Source organism: Halomonas sp. E19, from assembly GCF_052439355.1.
GTDB lineage: Bacteria > Pseudomonadota > Gammaproteobacteria > Pseudomonadales > Halomonadaceae > Halomonas.
This window is the reverse complement of sequence record NZ_JBNFWU010000001.1, coordinates 1621642-1636335: the sequence shown is the minus strand read 5'-3', so window position 1 is coordinate 1636335 and position 14694 is coordinate 1621642. Positions and strand designations below refer to the sequence as shown.

Genomic DNA, 14694 nt, shown 5'->3' with positions numbered 1-14694 from the left:
ATGGCTCGCGGGCCGGGTCGTTTCTGGCGATCTGCCAGCCCAGGGGGCGCATGGATACGTAAGGAAACCAAATGGTCCTGCCAGGCCATTGAAATCGCGGTGCGCGGCGGCCACGCTGGAACAGGAGGAGTACCCAGGCTGGAAGTTAACAGGGAGGTACCATGCAGACACCGCTGGAAATCACCTATCAGCACGTTTCACGCTCGGAGTGGATCGACGAGTACGTGCGCTCGCGGGTGGCCAAGCTGGAGCATTTCAGCAAGGATATCGTCTCTTGCCGCGTGGTCATCGAGCAGACCCAGAACCCCCATCGAACCGGCAATCCCTACCGTGCCTTGGTCGAGGTGACCCTGCCGGCCAAGGGTGAGCTAGTGGCGGAGAAGACGGACAAGGTCGTCGACCCCCAGGTGCAGCTGCGTCCGATCATCCGCAATGCCTTCGAAGCGATGGAGAAACAGCTCAAGAAGCAGACCGCAAAGCGTGATGGAAAGGTCAAGCAGCACTTCGGCGATCCGCTACCGCCGGTGGCAATGGTGGTGCGCAAGTTCGAAGCCGATGGCTACGGCTTCCTCAAGAGCGTGAGCGGCCAGGAGTACTATTTCCATCGCAATGCGGTGCTGCACGATGATTTCGAACGGCTCACCGTGGGAACGCAGGTTCGCTTCGAGCCCAACGAGGGCGATGAGGGGCTGCAGGCCAGCTCCGTGCAGATCCTCGACAAGCCCGGGGGCGGTGGGGCGGTCGAGGGCGATGAGGATCTCGACATCCCTGCCGGCTGGGAGCAGGATCCCGCTACCCGCCACTGAGGGCGGCTGACCCGGTCCGCATCGCCGGTGCGGGCCGGGGCGAACCGGATCTTTGGCGGAGCCTCTTCAACCAGACTGTTAAACAGTCTGTTAGAGCTCTTCCAGGCCCTGTTCGCGCTGGGCCAGCGCCCAGCCGCCGAGATCCTTGTAGCGATTGACGATGGCGCAGAACAGCTCCGCGGTGCGCTCGGTATCGTAGCGCGCCGAGTGGGCTTCATGATTGTCGAAGGGAATGCCCGCGGCACGGCAGGCGCGAGCCAGCACGGTCTGGCCATAGATCAGGCCTGACAGTGTGGCGGTATCGAAGCTGGAAAACGGGTGGAAGGGGTTGCGCTTGACGCCGCAGCGGTTGACGGCGGCATTCAGGAAGCCATGGTCGAAGGCGGCGTTGTGGCCGACCAGCACGGCGCGGGTGCAGCCGTGGGACTTGATCGCCTTGCGTACCGGGCGAAAGATTTCGCCCAGGGCTTCGGCCTCGGAAAGCGCCACCTTCTGGCGCAGCGGGTCGTCGAGCTTGATGCCGGTGAAGTCGAGCGCCGATTGTTCCACGTTGGCCCCGGAGAAGGGCTGCACGTGGTAGGCGTAGGTGGCATCGGGCATCAGATTGCCCTCTGCATCCATGGTCAGGGTCACCGCGGCGATTTCGAGTATGGCGTCGCGCTCGGCGTTAAACCCGCCGGTTTCCAGGTCCACCACCACTGGCAGGAAGCTGCGAAATCGCTGGGCCATCATCTCACGGCTGATCGCCTCGCTCATGCCCCTCTCCTCATGCTGTTCCTCTCCGCTGACATTGGGCGACCATTCGCCGGGCGGCGGCGCTGGCGCCGCGGCCGGGGTGCTTCCCTTCCGGGGCGAAAGTCTATCAGTTTGCCTGCGATACGTCCTGCGGCCGGTATTCGCCGGGCGGCAGCCACGCTATACTTCTCGTCTTGTGACGTTTACCTCAAAGGAGCCCTCCGAATGTCCGATGTCAAGAAGGTCGTGCTTGCCTATTCTGGCGGCCTGGACACCTCCGTCATCGTCAAGTGGTTGCAGGAAACCTACCACTGCGAAGTCGTGACCTTTACCGCCGACATCGGTCAGGGCGAGGAAGTCGAGCCGGCGCGCGCCAAGGCCCAGGCGCTGGGCGTGAAGGAAATCTACATCGAGGATTTGCGCGAGGAGTTCGTGCGCGACTACGTCTATCCGATGTTCCGCGCCAACACCATCTACGAGGGCGAGTACCTGCTGGGCACCTCCATCGCCCGCCCGCTGATCGCCAAGCGCCTGATCGAGATCGCCAACGAGACCGGCGCCGATGCCATCTCCCACGGCGCCACCGGCAAGGGCAACGACCAGGTGCGCTTCGAGATGGGCGCCTATGCGCTGAAGCCCGGTGTCAAGGTGATCGCGCCGTGGCGCGAGTGGGACCTGACTTCCCGTGAGAAGCTGATGGCCTACTGCGAAGAGCACGACATTCCCGTCGACTTCTCCAAGAGCAAGAAGAAGTCGCCGTACTCCATGGACGCCAACCTGCTGCACATCTCCTACGAGGGCGGCATCCTCGAGGATCCGTGGGCCGAGGCCGAGGAGGACATGTGGCGCTGGAGCGTGGCGCCCGAGGCCGCTCCCGACCAGCCCACCTATGTTGAGCTTACCTTCGACAAGGGCGATATCGTTGCCGTCGACGGCAAGGCGATGAAGCCCCATGAGGTGCTCGAGACCCTCAACAAGCTGGGCGGCGACAACGGCATCGGTCGTCTCGACATCGTCGAGAACCGCTACGTCGGCATGAAGTCCCGCGGCTGCTACGAGACCCCGGGGGCACCATCATGCTGCGCGCCCATCGCGCCATCGAGTCGATCACCCTCGACCGCGAGGAAGCCCACCTCAAGGACGAGCTGATGCCCAAGTATGCCAAGGTGATCTACAACGGCTACTGGTGGAGCCCGGAGCGGCGCATGCTGCAGGCGGCCATCGACGAGACCCAGAAGAACGTCTGCGGCGTGGTGCGCGTGAAGCTCTACAAGGGCAACGCCACCGTGGTTGGACGCAAGTCCGAGCAGTCGCTGTTCGACGAGTCCATCGCCACCTTCGAGGACGATGCCGGCGCCTACAACCAGAAGGATGCCGAGGGCTTCATCAAGCTCAACGCCCTGCGTCTGCGCATTGCCGCGGGCAAGGGTCGCCAGCAGGGCTGATCTCCCCGCTGCGCAGCGCATCCATGACGCCGGCCCACGGGCCGGCGTTCGCATTGAGGAAGGAAACTTCGCATGTTGAGGAAACTGTTGGGCGGCCTGTTCGGCGGCAGCGAGGCCAAGCCGGGCAACGCCGGGGCCGCCGAGCCGGTCGAGTATCACGGCTACCAGATCATCTCGGAGCCCGCCGAGCAGGGCGGCCAGTTTCGCGTCAGCGGCTGGATTCGCAAGCAGGGGGCGGATGGGGAAATGCTGGAGCATCGCTTCGAGCGCTCCGACCTGGTGCCGGGACAGGAGGCCTGCGACCAGCTGATGGTCAGCAAGGCACAGCGATTCATCGACCAGATGGGCGAAGGGCTGTTCGACGCCCGTTGACGCCATGAGTGGCGGCTCTTCGTCTTTTGCCCAAGGGCAACGGCGGCTGGGTGCCTTTACACTGGGCCAAGTGTGATAGCCCGGAGCCGCCATGCGCCTTCTTCACCGTGCCTCTCCGTGGCGCGACCTTTTCAGTGCCGATAATCTGCCCTCACCCGGTGAGCTGCCGCCCCTGCTGGCACCCTTGCAGGATGCGCTGCGCGAGCTGGGGCCCACGCCCAGCCTGGCGGCGGCCCATGCCTGGCAGGGCCGCCTGGTCGAGGCCTTGCAGCGGCTCGATCTTCCTGCCTGGCGCATCAGCCAACTGATCAGCGACCACAACGACATGCTCTATCGCCAGGCGATTCGTCTATCGCTCAACGAAATGCAGGGGCAGGGCTGGGGCGAGCCGCCGGTGGCCTACTGCGTGTTGACGCTGGGTTCGGCGGGGCGGCATGAAAGCCTGCTGGGGCCGGACCAGGACAACGCCATGATCGTGGCCGACTATCCCGATGCTCGGCACACCGAGGTCGATGGTTACTTCCAGTCGCTGGGGGAGCGCTTCACGGCGCGTCTGGACGAAGCGGGCATTCCGCTGTGCAACGGCCACGTGATGGCGCGCTGGCCAATGTGGCGCAAGCGGCTCTCCGAGTGGCGCGAGCAGCTCTCGCTGTGGACCCGGGAACGGCGGGTGAAGCGCGTGCAGCAGAGCAACATCCTGTTCGATTTTTCGCCGGTGTGGGGCGATGCGTCGCTGGCCGATGCGCTGGCCGACCATGTGGCGCGGCTCATGCCGCGCGCGTCGCTGTTCCTCGACGAGATGGCGGCCCTGCTCGATGAATTGCCGGTTGCACTGGACCGCTTCGGCCGTCTGGTCGGAGGCGGGCAGGAGGCGCCCCACGACCAGGCGCTGAATCTCAAGCGGCAGGGCGTGCTGCCGCTGGTCAATGCGGTGCGGCTTCTGTCGCTGCGCCATGGGGTGCGTGCCGCGGACACTCGCTCGCGACTGGCCGGGCTGGTGATGAAAGGAGCGCTTGGGCAGCGCCAGGCCGAGGCGCTCGTGCGTGCGCTGGACCGCTGTCAGGAGCGGCTGCTGGTCGTACAGCTGGCCAATCTCAAGGTTGGCGCCATGCCAGACGGCTGGGTGGACCTTTCACGACTTGAAGAGGACGAGCGACTGCTGCTGCGTCATGACATGCTGGTCATACGCAGCCTGGTGCGTTCGGTTCGCTAGGGCGCGTGTAGCGTCGCGCCTTGGTTGCGGCTACGCCTGGCAAGACACCCTCTTCGTCAGAAACAAAACGCCTCCTGCCGGCGCGGGCCGGGCAGGAGGCGAGTACCAAGGAGATTCTGCCTAGAAGGTTTCCCACTCCTCTTCCGCCGGGCGCTGCGCCCGCTTGCCGCCTCCTGCCGACGGCAGGGCGGGCCTGGGATCAATGACCGGACGTGCCATGAGCGTGGTGCTGGTGCTGGTGCTGGTGAAGGTGGCGCCGGCAGGCTGACGCACGGCGTCGTTGTCGCCGAGTACGAATTCGGCCATCAGCTCGTCGAGCCTGCGTGCATTTTCATGCATGGCGGAGGCCAGCCCGGCGTTCTGGCTCACCATGGTGGCGTTCTGCTGGGTCATGGTGTCCATTTCGGCCACGGCGGTATTGACCTGTTCGATCCCTGGGTCTGCTCGCGGGCGCCGGCGGTGATCTCGCTGATGACATCCGAGACCTGGATCACGCTCTGGCGCAGCGCCTGCATGCGCTCGGCCGCGCTCTTGACGATTTCACCGCCCTGTTGGGTGTGCTGCACCGAGGCGTCGATCAGTTGACGAATGTCCTTGGCCGCATCGGCCGAACGGCTGGCCAGGTTGCGTACTTCCTGTGCCACCACGGCAAAGCCGCGCCCGTGCTCGCCGGCTCGTGCCGCCTCGACCGAGGCATTCAGCGCCAGGATGTTGGTCTGGAAGGCGATGGAGTCGATCAGGCCGATGATATTGCTGATCTTGTTGGCCGACTCGTCGATCGCCGCCATCTTCGTCTGCATGTCGGTCATCGACAGGTTGCCGCGCTCTGCCAGGTCGGCAGCGCTGACGGCAAGCCCATTGGCCTGCTCCGATGCCTGAGCGGTATGCGCCACGGTGGAGTGAATCTGCTCCATGGAGGCGGACGTCTCCTGCAGATTGGCAGCGGCTTGCTCGGTGCGTGAGGAGAGTTCCCGGGTACCATCGGCAATGTCGCTGGCGCCGGCCAGCACGGTGCGGGCGCTGCTGCGCACCTCCAGCAGGGTGCGCTGCATGCGTTCTACGAAGCCGTTGAACTGCATGGCCAGTTCGCCCACTTCGTCGTGGCTCTGGGCGCTTAGGCGGCGGGTCAGGTCACCCTTGCCCTGAGCGATGTCGGCCATGGCCCGCGTGGTCTGCTTGATGGGGGCCAACACTTTGCGCGTTGTGAAATAGATGATCGCGAGCAGGGCGGTCAGCATCGCAGTGCCGACGATCAAGAGGGTGAACAGCAGGGTATGGGTGACGGCGGTGAAGGCGGCGTTGGGCATGGCAGCGGCCAGCGTCCAGCCTTCGGTGCCGGCAATCGGCTGCCACACCATGGTGGTGCCGATGCCTTCCGGTGAAACCACCCGGCCGATGCCGGGTTCGCCGGCGAGCATCTGCCGGCCGAGCGCGTTGGCGCCCTGAAAGCCTGCCTCGTCGGCTTCGGTGACGCGCAGGTTCATTCGCGTATCCGGGTTCGGATGGGCAACGACCATGCCGCTGCGATCGACCAGGTAGCCGTAGCTGTCGTCGCCGACGTCGATGGCGGAGGTGATCTCGGAGATCGCCGCCATGGAGAGCGTAAAGCCCAGCAGGCCGACGCGGTTGCCTTCGGCATCGATGATCGCCTCGGCCACGATGGCGGTGGGTTGGCCGGTGATCATCGAGATGACAGGGTCGGCGAGCAGTCGGTCGGCGCTGCCTTCCACCACCAGCGTCTGGAAGTAGCCGCGCGAGGAAATGTCGGCGCGTACCCCGGTGTGGGTCACGGTGTCGCCGCGTGCATTGGCGAAGTAGAAGGATTCGATCGTGGCATCGCCCGGGTGGCGCGAGATCAGCCAGTCGAGGTGAGCGGCCACGTCGACGCGCTCGGCCAGGCGTTCGTCCTTGGCCAGGCCGGACAGCAGCGTGCGATAGCCGTTGATCCACTGGCCGATCTCGTCGGCACGGGCTTCCACCTGGCGCACCGTCGTGTGCTCCACCATGGGGGAATGGCGCTGCTGAGCTGGACTTGCACGATCGCCCCGAGGGCGATGAAGGCCAGCAGAAGAGGAATGCCGACGGCACCGAGCAGTTTCTGGGTCAGCGTCAAGCGGGTAAGGCGTGTCATCTGTGAGATTCTCTTTGGTGTCTTCGATGCATGTGCGGTCCGACCGCTCGGCCGCCTGGCTCGCCTCCGGCGTGATAGCCTGCGGAAGCAACGGTCGTCGAGAGGCAGGGTCCTTGCCGCATGGTCCTTTTATCGTTAGGAAAGCGTTCTGCGTCTGCTGTCGTTATCGGCAGGCAGCAATGTTTCTTTAACTGTTCAGGAGTGTCAGGGGGACGTCATTCTGGCGCGCGCGGCAGTTCCAAGACCAGGCAGGCGCCCTTGAGCACGCTGGCCTCTTCCACCCATAGCCGCCCACCCAGGTGGGCGACGATGCCGCGGCTGATCGGTAGACCCAGGCCGCTGCCGCGCGGCCGCCCGCGGCTCTTGCCTGAGCCGGCGCCATAGCGCTTGATCTGGTGAAACTTCTCGAACACGCGCTCACGCTCTTCCGCGGCGATGCCGGGCCCGTTGTCCTCGACGCTGAGGCAGTAGTGCTGCTGGTGCGGATAGAGCCGCAGCAGCACCTGGGGGTTATCGTCATCGGCGAACTTGCCTGCATTGTCCAGCAGGTTGATGATCACCTGTTCGAGCCGGTCGGGATCGCCGACCACGAACGCCTCGTCGACCTCGATCTCGACGCTGAGGGTCACGCCGCGATCCTCCTGCAGGCGATGTACTGCATCCACGCTGTGTCGGGCCAAGGCGGCCAGGTCCAGGCGCTGCGGAGAGAGGGTGAGACGGCCGCTCTCGAGGCGGGCCAGGTCGAGGATCTCCTCGATCAGCCGCGACAGCCGCTGGCTCTCCAGCACTACCACTTCAAGGAAATGCACGCGCTTATCTTCGGGTAGGTCCTTGCCGTCGCGCAGGATCTCGGCAAAAGCCCGGATCGAGGTGAGCGGCGTGCGCAGCTCATGGCTGACCATGGCCACGAACTCGTCCTTGAGGCGATCGAGTTCGCGCAGCCGCTCGTTGGCCGCACGCAGCTCCTCGCCGATTCGGGCCAGCTCGTTGGACTTCTGCTCCAGGCGCCGGTTGTACTCCAGCGTCTGCGAGGTGGTATCGAGGATGCTGAGGATCGACTCCAGGTCCAGCGCCTCGCCGCGTACCACCGAGTTGATCAGTACCCGCGCCGAGGCGCTGCCCAGTGCGCCGGAGAGGGCCTGCTCGGCGCGGGCGATCAGTGCCGGGGGGCAGGGTCCTCGTCGGCCAGGTGCACCTCCTGGTCGGCCAGGATGCGCGCCGTGGCGGCGGCGCCCAGGTAGCGGTTGAGCAGGCTCTGCAGCTCGCCGCGGGTGGTCTGGCCACGCCACAGCGAGGTGTGCTGCAGGCTGGGGTTCATGGCTTCGGTGAACAGAGCCGCCTGGGTCTGCTCGACCGGGGTCTGGCGGGTGAACAATGAGACGCCAAGCAGCAGGCCGACATTGGCCAGCAGGCTCCACAGCAGGGCGTGGCTGTAGATGTCCCAGCCCTCCAACCCGAACAGCGCATAGGGCCGCAGCCAGGCGATGCCCCATGGACCCTGGGCCAGGAAGGCGGCGTCCAGCCAGCCGGACTGAGCGAAACCCGGCAGCAGCAGCGTGTAGACCCAAATGGCGAAGCCGGCCAACAGCCCCAGCGAAGCCCCAGCCCGGGTTGCGCCGCGCCAGTACATGCCGATCAGCAGGGCGGGGGCAAACTGGGAGGCGCCGACAAAGGAGACCAGGCCGATGGTCACCAGGCTGTAGGAGTCGCCGATCAGGGCGTGATAGAGATAGCCAAGCAGCAGGATCAACACGATCGCCACCCGGCGTATGCCCAGCAGCCAGCCGGCCAGCTCCCTTGGGAACTGAGGTGCAGGCGCTTGGAGCGCAGCAGCAGCGGCATCACCAGCTGGTTGCTGACCATGGTCGAGAGCGCGATGGTTTCCACGATGACCATGCCGGTGGCCGCCGAGAGCCCGCCGATGAACACCAGCAGCGGGATGCCCTCGAGCCCTGCCGAAAGCGGCAGCGTCAGCACGAAGCTGTCCGGGTCGCTGTTGCCGACCGGCAGCAGCAGCCCGGCCATGGCGATGGGGATGACGAAGATATTGATGGCCACCAGGTAGAGCGGGAATAGCCAGCTGGCGCGGTTCAGGTGGCGCTCGTCGACGTTCTCGACCACCAGTACCTGGAACTGCCGCGGCAGGGTGAGAAATGCCAGGAAGGCCAGTACCAGCGTGCCCACCCAGCCGGTGGCGCCTCCCGGCACGGCGTCCAGCCCCAGCGCGCCGCTCAGTTCGGGGGTGGCCGCGACCTGGCGGAACAGATCGAAGGGGCCGTTGAACAGCACGAAGACCACGAAGACGCCGACGGTCAGAAAGGCCAGCAGCTTGACCAGCGATTCGAAGGCGATCGCGGCGACCATGCCTTCATGGCGCTCGCTGGCGTCTAGGTGGCGGGTGCCGAACAGGATGATGAACACGGCCAGCACCAGCGCCACCCAGAACGACTTGTCGACCCAGAAGCTCTCTTCGGCCAGGCGCAGCTCCGCCGCTTCGGGATAGTTGACCAGCACGGCATGGCTGAGGGTGATGGCCTTGAGCTGCAGGGCGATGTAGGGCGTGATGCCAATCAGCGCGATCAACGCCACCAGGGCGCCAAGGCTCGAGCTCTTGCCGTAGCGGGCGCTGATGAAGTCGGCAATGGAGGTGATGCGCTGGGCGCTGGCGATACGCACCATCTTGCGGATCATGAATGGGGCCATCAGCATGGCCAGGGTCGGTCCCAGGTAGATCAGCAGAAAGCTGGGGCCGAATTCGGCGGCACGACCGACGCTGCCATAGAAGGTCCAGGCCGTGCAGTAGACGGCGATGGAGAGGGCGTACACGGTGGGCGAGCCGATCACCGAGCGGCCGCGTTCCGCGCGGCGATCGCCCCAGGCGGCGATCACGAACAGTAGCGCCAGGTAGCCGAAGGCTACCGTCAGCACCACCGGATCGGTTCTCATGGCTCAGCCGTCCTCTCGCCAATGCTCCAGTAACCAGGCGGCAAGCCCCAGCACCAGCCCCCAGGCGGCAAACAGGTAGAGCGGCAGCCAGGACAGCCCGCCGTTGGCGCGGTCGAAGACCAGCACCATTGGCGGCGTGAACAGCAGCAGCGCCAGGGCGACCAGGGCGACCAGCCGAGCCTGGCGGGTGGCCTCGTTCATGTGCAGGCGTCCTCCTTGTCGAAGGCGCTGGCCTGAAGCGCCAGGGCGCGCTCCAGGGTGTCGATGCCACGCGCCTCGAGCCGCGGCAGCAGTGCCAGCCACAGCTCGGCCGTCACCCGGGCGTCGCCCAACGCCGTGTGGCGCGTGCCGGGAGGGAAGCTGAGGTCGTAGCGTTCCGCCAGGGTGTCGAGGTCGTGGCCGTCGAGGCTCTCGTCCAGCGCGCGTGACAGCAGCAGGGTGTCCAGCACCGGCATGTCGAGGGTGACGCTGGCCCCGGGCGGCTGCAAGGCAAGGAGATCGAAGGCGGCATTGTGCGCCAGAATCACCGCATCGCCGATGTAGTCGCGAAAGCGCGGCAGGATCACCGGCAGCGGGGGGCGCCCATCACATCGTCGTCGGTGAGCCCGTGGATGGCGGTGCTGGCCGGCGGGATCGGCTTGCCGGGATCGACGCGAACGTCGAACACCTCGCTGGCCAGCAGCCGGGCGTTGACGATGCGGCAGGCGCCGATGCTGATCACGGTATCGCCGCGGCGCAGCTCCAGCCCCGTGGTCTCGGTATCGAAGGCCACCACTTCCAGGGCGCGCAGCGGGCACCTGGCCAGTTCGGCGTCCGGCGGCGGCAGGTCGGCAATGCCGAAATCGTGGAATTCCGGGCGCGGCGGCAATGCTTCGCGCGGGGCGCCGACGCGTTCCACCGAAGGCAGCGGCAGGCGCAGCCGCGCGTGAATGCCGTCGGCATCGGCGAGGCTCCAGGTGTCGCTGGCATGCTGGCGCAGCAGGTCGCCGACCCGCGGAGACAGCGGCAGGGAGTCGAGCCGCCGCTCGCTCCAGGCGGCCAGCTCCCGCTGGGCCAGCGGCGTGCCGCGCCATACCAGGTCGAGGTAGACGCGGCGGTTGCCCAGCAGCATCTCGCCTTCGAAGGTGGTATGGCCGGTATGCTGACGCAGCTGTGCCAGCAGCGACTCCAGCAGTGCCAGCAGCGCCGGGGCGTCGCCCTTGAACCAGGCCGGCATGCCGATGGGCACGACCTGGAGCGGGTCGTCGCCCAGGCGCTCGTTGAGCGACTGCCAGAGATCGTTCGACCACAGCGGCACCAGCCGCTCGCCCTGCTGCTGCATGTCCTCGATCAGCCGACCGAGCCCCTCCAGCGCCTGGCCCAAGGCGCGGCTCTCCTCTTCGATCACCGTTTCCAGGCGGGCGCGTAGGGCATCGTCGCCGCGCCCCGCATGGCGGGCGCTGCCGAGCGCCTCGGCGGCGCTGCTCAGGCTGGCGCCATGGCGGCGCAGCGGCGGCAGGCGCTCGGCCAGCTCGGCGCGGGCGCCCATCTCGCTGTTCCAGGCGGCGGTGGCGTCGGTCAGAGTCAGCAGCGTCTCCCCATTGCTGAGGGGACGCGACGCAGCACCGCGTGCAGCCAGCGTTCGTCGCAGGGGATCAGCAGCTCGCGGGGCGAGCCGTCCTCGAGGCAGCTGGCCGATGGCATCCTGTAGGCTGGTCACGGGCAGCAGGGTGTCCAGGCGTTTGCCCAGCCCGAGCCCGGGGTTCTCCTCGAACAGGCTCTCGGCAGCCTGGTTGAACAGCAGCAGCCGGCGGTGGTGGTCGCACAGCAGCAGCGGGGTGTCGAGCACTTGCAGCAGGGTTTCGAGCTCCTGGCGGATCCGGGCGGCGCTGCGGGCGCCTTCGGCATGAGCGGTAGCCAGGCGACGGCGATCGGAGCGCCACGCTTCGCGCACGCGCACCAGGTCGGGGCCCAGCCCGCGCAGCCGGCCTTCGGGGGATAGTCGTCGCGGGCGTCGGGATTGGCCACCAGCCGGGCCAATTGGACCTGCAGGTGACGCAGCGGGGTGAACAGCATGCGCTCGAGTAGCAGGCCGCAGAGGAAGATCGTGCCGCCGCCGGAAAAGCAGCCCAGCCACAGCACCAGGCGGGGAAACCCTGAGGCTGGAACAGGCTATCGAGCCAGGCGGCGAAAATCGCGCCGCCCATGATGCTGATGCCGCTGAGCAGCAGCCAGAGGCCGATCAGCCGCTGGCGCTTGGGCAGCCTGCCCTTGTTCATCAGGCATCCTCGGCCAGCAGGCGCTTGACCTTCTCGACCAGGGCCTGGGTGGAAAACGGCTTGGTCACGTAGTCGTCGGCACCCAGCGCCAAGCCCTTCTCACGTTCGACCTCGCGCCCGTGGGCGGTGAGCATGATGATCGGCAGGTTCGCATGTCGCGGGTCCTGGCGCAGCTGTTCCAGTACGTCGAAACCGCTGATGCCGGGCAGGCTGATGTCGAGCAGGATCAGATCCGGTGGGGAATCCTCAACGCTGGTCAGCGCCCCCTCGCCGTCTTCCGCCGTGACCACGTCGAAGCCGGCTTGCTGCATCAGGAATTCCAGCGACAGCACGATGTTGGGTTCATCGTCCACCACCAGTACCTTGGCCATTCACCACTCCTTAACAAGCTACTTTTATGTGTTGTTAGCCTCAGTCTAGTGGGGGCGTGCAGGCCGGCAAAGACGACCTTGGCAGAAGATGAGAGCCGGCGGCGGCCGCGGTGACTCGCCGCCGCGGCTGCCACCGAGAGCGAGGCGCGTCAGCGACGCGGTTCGCCCTTGGTTTCGAGCGGCTTGATCTTGGGGCCCAGCGGGCCGAGCCATAGCCATACCTGCAGCACGACGAGCAGCGGCAAGAGCCACGCCGGGGCGCCGGTGGTGGAGGCCAGCACGTGGAAGATCATGTAGGCGGTGATGCCGGCCAGCAGGCCGACCACGGGAAACATGAAGGGTCGGTTGTACCCGGGGCGGCGCGTCAGGCGAAACAGCGAGCCGGTGAAGGCGCCGAAAGTGGCAGCCATGGCCAGGGAAGCAGGATCTCTTGCATCGACAATGTCGCTCTCGGGAAGGCGGGTACCTCAGCCTAACGCGACGCCGCCCGGCGGGCTTTAAGACCTTGGGTGCAGCCGCTGCGCGCACCTGAAGCGGGAAAACCGCCTGCATTGGGTCGGGTGATCCTCTTCGACTTTAGGCGTAATCGCATGTGTGGGCAGGGGCACGGGTTGGACTTCACCGGCCCGGCTGGCCATCCTAGCCGTGCGGCGCCACGCTTGCCGCACGATAACTCTCGCCAAAAAGGTGAGCGTACAAGAAGAAAACCATGTCCTTACCAAGGAGCTGACCTATGAGCGCCATTGTCTTGCTGCTGCTAGGTCTTGGCGGAATGGCGGCGGGGTACTTCCTGTATTCGCGCTTCATTGCCGACAAGATCTATCGTCTGGACCCTGACTTTCGAACCCCGGCGCACGAGTTCGAGGACGGCGTCGACTACGTGCCGACCAACCGTTTCGTGCTGTGGGGGCACCACTTCACCTCGGTGGCCGGGGCCGCGCCCATCGTCGGGCCTGCCATCGCAGTGATCTGGGGCTGGCTGCCCGCCTTCCTGTGGGTCGTGCTGGGCACCATCTTCTTCGCCGGGGTCCACGATTCCGGTGCCATCTGGGCCAGCGTGCGCAACAAGGCGAAATCGGTCGGCGCCCTGACCGGCGACGTGGTGGGCAAGCGCGCCCGCAGCATCTTCATGATCGTCATCTTCCTGGTGCTGCTGATGGTGAACGCGGTGTTCGCCGTGGTCATCGCCGGGCTGATGATGAATTTCTCCACCGCCGTGGTGCCGGTATGGGGCGCGATCCTGGTGGCGCTGATCATCGGTCAGCTGATCTATCGCCGCATCCTCAGCCTGCCGGTGGTGTCGATCCTCGGCGTGATCGCGCTCTATGGGCTTATCTTCATCGGCCCGTCGGTGCCGATCCAGATGCCCGCCGAAGTGGGCGCGCTCTCCGGCAACGCGGTATGGATCCTGATCCTGTTCGGCTATGCCGCCATCGCCTCGCTGCTGCCCGTCTGGGTGCTGCTGCAGCCGCGCGACTACATCAACGGCCTGCAGCTCTTCATCGGGCTGATCGTGCTCTATGGCGCCATCCTGTTCCTCAACCCGTCCCTGGTGGCCCCGGCGATCAACACCGACGTGCCGCCGGGCACGCCGTCGCTGCTGCCACTGCTGTTCGTCACCATCGCCTGCGGCGCCATTTCCGGTTTCCACGGTCTGGTCTCGTCGGGCACCACCTCCAAGCAGCTCAACAAGGAGACCGATGCGCGCTTCGTCGGCTACTTCGGTGCCGTAGGCGAGGGCATGCTGGCGCTGGCCGCCATCCTGGCCGCCACGGCAGGCTTCGCCACCTTCGCTGACTGGCAGGCCATGTACACTGCCTTCGGCCAGGGTGGGGTGAACGCCTTCGTCCAAGGCGGCGCCTACATGATCCACAACGGCCTGGGTCTCGATGAAGTGACCGCCGCCACGCTGCTCACGGTAATGGCCGCGCTGTTCGCCGGCACCACCATGGATACCGGCCTGCGCCTGCAGCGCTACATCTTCCAGGAGTGGGGCGAGATCTATCACCAGCCGTGGATGAAGAAGAGTGCACCGGCCACCCTGCTGGCGGTGGGCAGCTGCCTGCTGCTGGCCTTCGGCGCAGGCGGTGCGGGCGGCACCGGGGAATGATCATCTGGCCGCTGTTCGGCACCACCAACCAGTTGCTGGCTGGCCTTACCCTGCTGGTGATCACCGTCATGCTGGTGCGCCTGCGTCGGCCGATGTGGTACACCCTGGCCCCGCTGTGCTTCCTCCTGGTGATGACCATTGCGGCCCTGCTGATCCAGCTGCGCTCCTTCTACGAACAGGGCAACTGGTTCCTGCTGATCCTCGACGTCGTGGTGCTGGTGGCGGCGATCCTGGTGGCCATGGAATGCGCCTCGGCGCTCAAGCGGTCGCGCGCCGAGATGGCACGGCAGGAGTGACCGCACGGAGG

At 66.2% G+C, this 14694-nt stretch carries 9 protein-coding genes and 4 pseudogenes; 5 read left to right on the top strand and 8 right to left on the bottom strand.

Going from position 1 to position 14694, the window contains the following annotated elements; all coding sequences use genetic code 11:
• The first annotated feature begins 161 nt into the window (after positions 1-161).
• Positions 162-806: an HPF/RaiA family ribosome-associated protein gene (locus ACUDAL_RS08665; RefSeq protein WP_444677860.1), complete on the top strand. Its 645-nt coding sequence runs from the start codon at positions 162-164 to the stop codon at positions 804-806.
• Positions 807-896: 90 nt separating this feature from the next.
• On the opposite strand, the gene rnt is transcribed toward ACUDAL_RS08665, so the two are convergent.
• Entirely contained in the window at positions 897-1562 is a 666-nt protein-coding gene (gene rnt, locus ACUDAL_RS08660; RefSeq protein WP_444677859.1) for a ribonuclease T, read from the bottom strand.
• Positions 1563-1766: 204 nt separating this feature from the next.
• Here rnt and ACUDAL_RS08655 point away from each other — a divergent pair.
• From ACUDAL_RS08655 to ACUDAL_RS08645, 3 genes and pseudogenes are all read left to right on the top strand, one after another.
• Positions 1767-2986, top strand: a pseudogene (locus ACUDAL_RS08655) (argininosuccinate synthase).
• Between the two features lie 72 nt (positions 2987-3058).
• Positions 3059-3358: an HlyU family transcriptional regulator gene (locus ACUDAL_RS08650; RefSeq protein WP_444677858.1), complete on the top strand. Its 300-nt coding sequence runs from the start codon at positions 3059-3061 to the stop codon at positions 3356-3358.
• Positions 3359-3449: 91 nt separating this feature from the next.
• Positions 3450-4571: a DUF294 nucleotidyltransferase-like domain-containing protein gene (locus tag ACUDAL_RS08645; RefSeq protein ID WP_444677857.1), complete on the top strand. Its 1122-nt coding sequence runs from the start codon at positions 3450-3452 to the stop codon at positions 4569-4571.
• Between the two features lie 120 nt (positions 4572-4691).
• Here ACUDAL_RS08645 and ACUDAL_RS08640 read toward each other — a convergent pair whose 3' ends face one another.
• From ACUDAL_RS08640 to ACUDAL_RS08610, 7 genes and pseudogenes are all read right to left on the bottom strand, one after another.
• Entirely contained in the window at positions 4692-4964 is a 273-nt protein-coding gene (locus ACUDAL_RS08640) for a hypothetical protein (protein WP_444677856.1), read from the bottom strand.
• The gene (locus tag ACUDAL_RS08635; RefSeq protein WP_444677855.1) at positions 4961-6577 is read right to left on the bottom strand and encodes a methyl-accepting chemotaxis protein; all 1617 of its coding nucleotides are present in this window, start codon (positions 6575-6577) and stop codon (positions 4961-4963) included. Before ACUDAL_RS08635 ends, ACUDAL_RS08640 begins: the two co-directional genes overlap by 4 nt.
• A gap of 340 nt (positions 6578-6917) precedes the next feature.
• Positions 6918-9648, bottom strand: a pseudogene (locus ACUDAL_RS08630) (ATP-binding protein).
• A gap of 3 nt (positions 9649-9651) precedes the next feature.
• Positions 9652-9849: a hypothetical protein gene (locus tag ACUDAL_RS08625; RefSeq protein ID WP_444677854.1), complete on the bottom strand. Its 198-nt coding sequence runs from the start codon at positions 9847-9849 to the stop codon at positions 9652-9654.
• Positions 9846-11906, bottom strand: a pseudogene (locus ACUDAL_RS08620) (exonuclease domain-containing protein). The gene ACUDAL_RS08625 and the pseudogene ACUDAL_RS08620 overlap by 4 nt, the downstream one beginning before the upstream one ends.
• Positions 11906-12277, bottom strand: a complete 372-nt coding sequence (locus tag ACUDAL_RS08615; protein ID WP_444677853.1) for a response regulator transcription factor — start codon at positions 12275-12277, stop codon at positions 11906-11908. Before ACUDAL_RS08615 ends, ACUDAL_RS08620 begins: the two are co-directional and overlap by 1 nt.
• Positions 12278-12426: 149 nt before the next feature.
• Positions 12427-12687: a hypothetical protein gene (locus tag ACUDAL_RS08610; protein ID WP_444677852.1), complete on the bottom strand. Its 261-nt coding sequence runs from the start codon at positions 12685-12687 to the stop codon at positions 12427-12429.
• A gap of 323 nt (positions 12688-13010) precedes the next feature.
• Here ACUDAL_RS08610 and ACUDAL_RS08605 point away from each other — a divergent pair.
• Positions 13011-14683 (top strand): annotated as a pseudogene (locus ACUDAL_RS08605) (carbon starvation CstA family protein).
• The last annotated feature ends 11 nt before the right edge of the window (positions 14684-14694 follow it).